Annotated in this window: 2 protein-coding genes and 1 pseudogene; 2 read left to right on the forward strand and 1 reads right to left on the reverse strand. The window is 66.0% G+C overall.

Annotated elements, in window-relative coordinates; genetic code table 11:
* Window positions 1-87, forward strand: a pseudogene (locus ADL25_RS47940) (IS5/IS1182 family transposase); the annotation flags it as partial.
* A 337-nt stretch (window positions 88-424) separates the two neighbouring features.
* On the opposite strand, the gene ADL25_RS07545 reads toward ADL25_RS47940, so the two are convergent.
* Complete coding sequence (locus ADL25_RS07545) at window positions 425-2,335, reverse strand: Na+/H+ antiporter NhaA (protein ID WP_059126876.1); 1,911 nt, start codon at window positions 2,333-2,335, stop codon at window positions 425-427.
* Window positions 2,336-3,424: 1,089 nt separating this feature from the next.
* Between ADL25_RS07545 and ADL25_RS07555 the strand changes: the two genes are divergently transcribed.
* On the forward strand, window positions 3,425-3,946 hold a 522-nt coding region (locus tag ADL25_RS07555), incomplete at its 3' end, for an FAD-dependent oxidoreductase (RefSeq protein WP_159044896.1).

Raw genomic sequence — 3,946 nt, forward strand, 5'->3', positions numbered from 1 at the left:
CGCCGCTACGAACGCAAATCCGAGCACTTCCTGGCCTTCACCAGCATCGCCTGCACCCTCATCTGCTACCGCAGACTCACCAAATGAGATGACGTCTTAACCGTTTGGCTGTGCGCCTTCGTTCCTGTTGTCTCAGGCAACGGGTCTTCCGCGGGCAGGGTGAGGGCTCGTTTTAGGCGGGCCCCGGGCCGCATCAATCTCTTTGGCCTCTATCCCAATTTGGTTCCGGCCCCCTACCTGGGGCGGGGGAGGGGGCCGGACCGATCGCGGCATTGCCCTTCGGGCAAGTCGCCGAGGATGCCTCCCGCCGGGCGACGGTGGTCATTACGCCTCGCTGTGCCGGGGAGCCGACCATTGCTCAGCGAGGCGGGGACACTCGGCGCGGCCGCCCGTACAACCAACCACCGTCGTGTGGACGGGCTATCTACCTCGTATCGACGCCTGCACGGAGGCCGCCTACCCGGGCGCGCTCACGGGCGTCGCGCACCGCAGCGGACAGACTGGCTATGTCATAGGCGCCGTGGTGCCGGAGTCCATTGATGAAGAACGTGGGTGTCCCTGCCACGCCGCTGAGATCCGCCGACTCCACGTCCTCGGCCACTCGTGCTGCACCTGCTCTCGTGCGAAGGTCGTGCTCGAAGCGCTCGGTGTTTAGCCCGATTTTCGCCGCGTAGTGGCTCAGGTCGTCCGGCTGGAGGGAGCCCTGGTGGGCAAGGAGCAGATCGTGCATCTGCCAGTAGAAGCCTTGCGCAGCTGCTGCCTCTGCCGCTTCGGCAGCGATCTGGGCGTGCATGTGGACATCCGCGAGGGGGAGGTGGCGCCAGACGTACCGCACGTCGTCGACTCCACGCAGCAGCTCGCGGATGACAGGCTCCGCCTGGCCGCAGTACCTGCATTCGTAGTCGCCGTACTCAAGCACGGTCACCGTCGCCCCGCACGGCCCCCGTACATGGTCGCGGGTCGGATCGACGTCCACTGCCAGGTCCACGATGCGTTCCGCCATCCCGACACGAGCCTTGAGCCGTGCCTGCCGTGGAAGGAGCTCGATTGCCCCGTTGACCGCCCAGGCGAGTGCGAACGAGACGACGACAGCCCCCAGCACGCCTGCCTTCGCCAGATCGAGCTGTGCGCTGTGGAAGGTACGCGTCGCGATGAGCAGCGAGACGGTGAATCCGACGCCCGAGAGCGTGCTTCCTGCGGCCACGGCACCCCAGCCTGCAGGGGGGCGCAGGCGGCCTCCGCTTAGCCAGGTCGTTGCCGCAGATGCACCCAGGATTCCAAGGGGTTTGCCGAGCACGTATCCGAAGAAGATGCCCAGCGTTACGGGGGATGTGGCTGCTTGGCGAAGAAGGTCGGCATCGACCTGGATCCCAGCGTTGGCTAGGGCGAAGAGTGGGACAATTACGTAACTGGTCCACGGGTGAAACAGCCGCTCCAAGCGGTCGTTGGGGGAGAGGGCAAAGACGAGACCCTCACGCGCAGAGCGTGCCATCTCAGGGGTCGGCTGCTCGCGGAAGAGCCGGAACAGCCCGCTCGCGCGCTCGAGGTCGCTCCGCGAGGCCGGGGCGGCGTAGGCCAGCAGGCCTGTAGCGAGTCCGATGATGACTGGGTCCACCCCCGACTGTGCCAGGGCAACCCAGGCGACGACAGCGAGCATCCCGTAGACGGCGGCCCGGTGCACGCCGAGGGCGTGCGCGAGGAGCGCGGTAGTGAAGACGGCCAGAGCCGTTAGGAGCGGTATCGCTTCGATACGGCTGCTATAGGCGCCAGCGACGACGGCTAGCGCGAGGAGGTCGTCGGTTACCGCGATTGTCAGGATGAAGACCCGCAGCCCGGGAGGCAAGCGCCGGCCAAAAGTGGCCGACATGCCCAAAGCGAAGGCGGTGTCCGTTGACATTGCCGCCCCCCACCCGTGGACCGACGGGTGACCAGCGTTGAAAGCCAGATAGACACCGATGGGGATGAGCATGCCGCTGACGCCGGCAGCGACGGGCAGGGTGAGACGCCTGCGCTCTCGCAACTCGCCCACGTCGAACTCGCGCCGGGCCTCGAGTCCGATCACAAAGAAGAACAGCGCCATCAGGCCGTTGTTGATCAAGTCGCGGATTGAGAAGGACGCGATGTGCGCGGCCGCCTGCACAGAGATCCGCGCACTCCAGAACGAGGTATAGCTCGGCGGTACCGTGTTCGCCCATATCAGTGCGGTGAGAGTGGCCACCAGGAGGACGACGGCGCTGCCTGTCTCGGTGCGGAGGAAGGCATGCAGCGGCGATCGGGCATCCCGTCCGCGTTCCGTTCGACCGGAGAGCTCGATAGGGCTGGAGGGCAGACTCATCGGATCGGCCTGCCGTCGGACAGGGGAGGGGCCAGCGGGAGTCGGTCGGGTCTGGACCGTCCTGCGCCCGTGCCGGCGCATGTCTTCAGGGCACGCCCCCCGACTGCCTCCCGTCGGCAGACGCTCCGCCCCTGTTTCCTATAGGTGCCTCTCGAAGCGACGTACGATCGCCGCCTCATCGTGACTCCTCCCTTACTCCGGGCCTCGATTGTGTCGGCGGCGACACGGCTCCTACCTTGGTCCGGGACAGAGCGAGGAGGCCCTCGGGGCTGACGGCGCCGCCCAACGCCGCATCTGACGCGCGGCGGTGGACCGTGAGGACCGCCGCCGTGGAGATCTGATGGCTTGCCGTGTGCATCGCCATTACCTCGAAGTTCGTTGACGACGGGTACTCGGATTCGGTGCCGGTGAACGGGCCAGGCGAGCTGACCCACTTGATCAGCTGGACGGACACGGCGCCTGTAGCGGGAAGATGTCCGTAAGCCGCTGCATCGCGCAGAGACATAGTTGCTCCATGCATGTCGTGGCGGAACAAGGCGGTCGGCCTCGTCCGGTGTGTGGTCCCTTGGTGCACGGACGGCCGCGCTCTCAGGTCCGAGTGCAGACGTAGTCCCGACAATCGACGTGCTCGCCAACATTCCTTGTCGCGCGTGCGCACAAGTGTTCCCGTGTGCGGCATCCGGCACTCCTGAGTACCTGACGGGCGGACGGCGAGTGCGTCGTCGACATCTACGCGGCATACACGCTCCTGGCTGGGCGTTCAACCAGGTCTCCTACCTGCAGCCGCATCCCAGCCCTTCCGGGTTCAGGGGCATCTCGAAGATCACGATGAGGAGTAGATGCAGAGTGGACGCCGGTAGGTCTTACTTGGACGCGCGGGTGCGACTGCGCCCCACTGCCACAGGACGGACAGGACGGAAGCAGGCTCGTGCGGGTTCATCCCCAACGGCACGGAAGGCCGGCATTCGCGACGGCCTTACCCGCCAACAGTGACGCGTTATCGGGACATGCAGCAGCGGTTCGTCCGCTTCGCTCAAGCGGCCTGCAACCCGCTGCGCAAGAACCAACACGACGACCGGGAGGAACTGCATGACCGACGTTGTCGAAGACTTCGACCTCGTTGTTCTGGGAGGCGGCAGCGGTGGATACGCTGCCGCTCTGCGTGGGGCGCAGCTGGGCCTGCGCACCGCGATGATCGAAAAACACAAACTGGGCGGTACCTGTCTGCACAACGGATGCATCCCTGCTAAGGCCCTTCTGCATGCTGCCGAGATCGCCGACCAAGCCCGCGACGCACAGCGCTTCGGCGTGATGGCCACGTTTGAGAGCATCGACATGCCCGCGGTGCAGCGCTACAAGGACGAGACGGTCGACAGCCTCTGTAAGGGGCTGACGGGGCTTGTCAAGTCACGGAACATCACGTACATCGAGGGTGAGGGCCGTCTGTCCTCCGCGACCTCCGTCGACGTGAACGGTCAGCGGATCCAGGGCCGCCACGTCCTCCTGGCGACTGGTTCCGTGCCGAAGTCGCTGCCGGGTCTGGAGATCGACGGCAACCGCATCATCTCCTCCGACCACGCCCTCTTCCTGGACCGCGTGCCGCAGTCCGCG

Source organism: Streptomyces sp. NRRL F-5122, from assembly GCF_001507435.1.
In the GTDB taxonomy this organism is placed as follows: Bacteria; Actinomycetota; Actinomycetes; order Streptomycetales; family Streptomycetaceae; genus Streptomyces; species Streptomyces lannensis.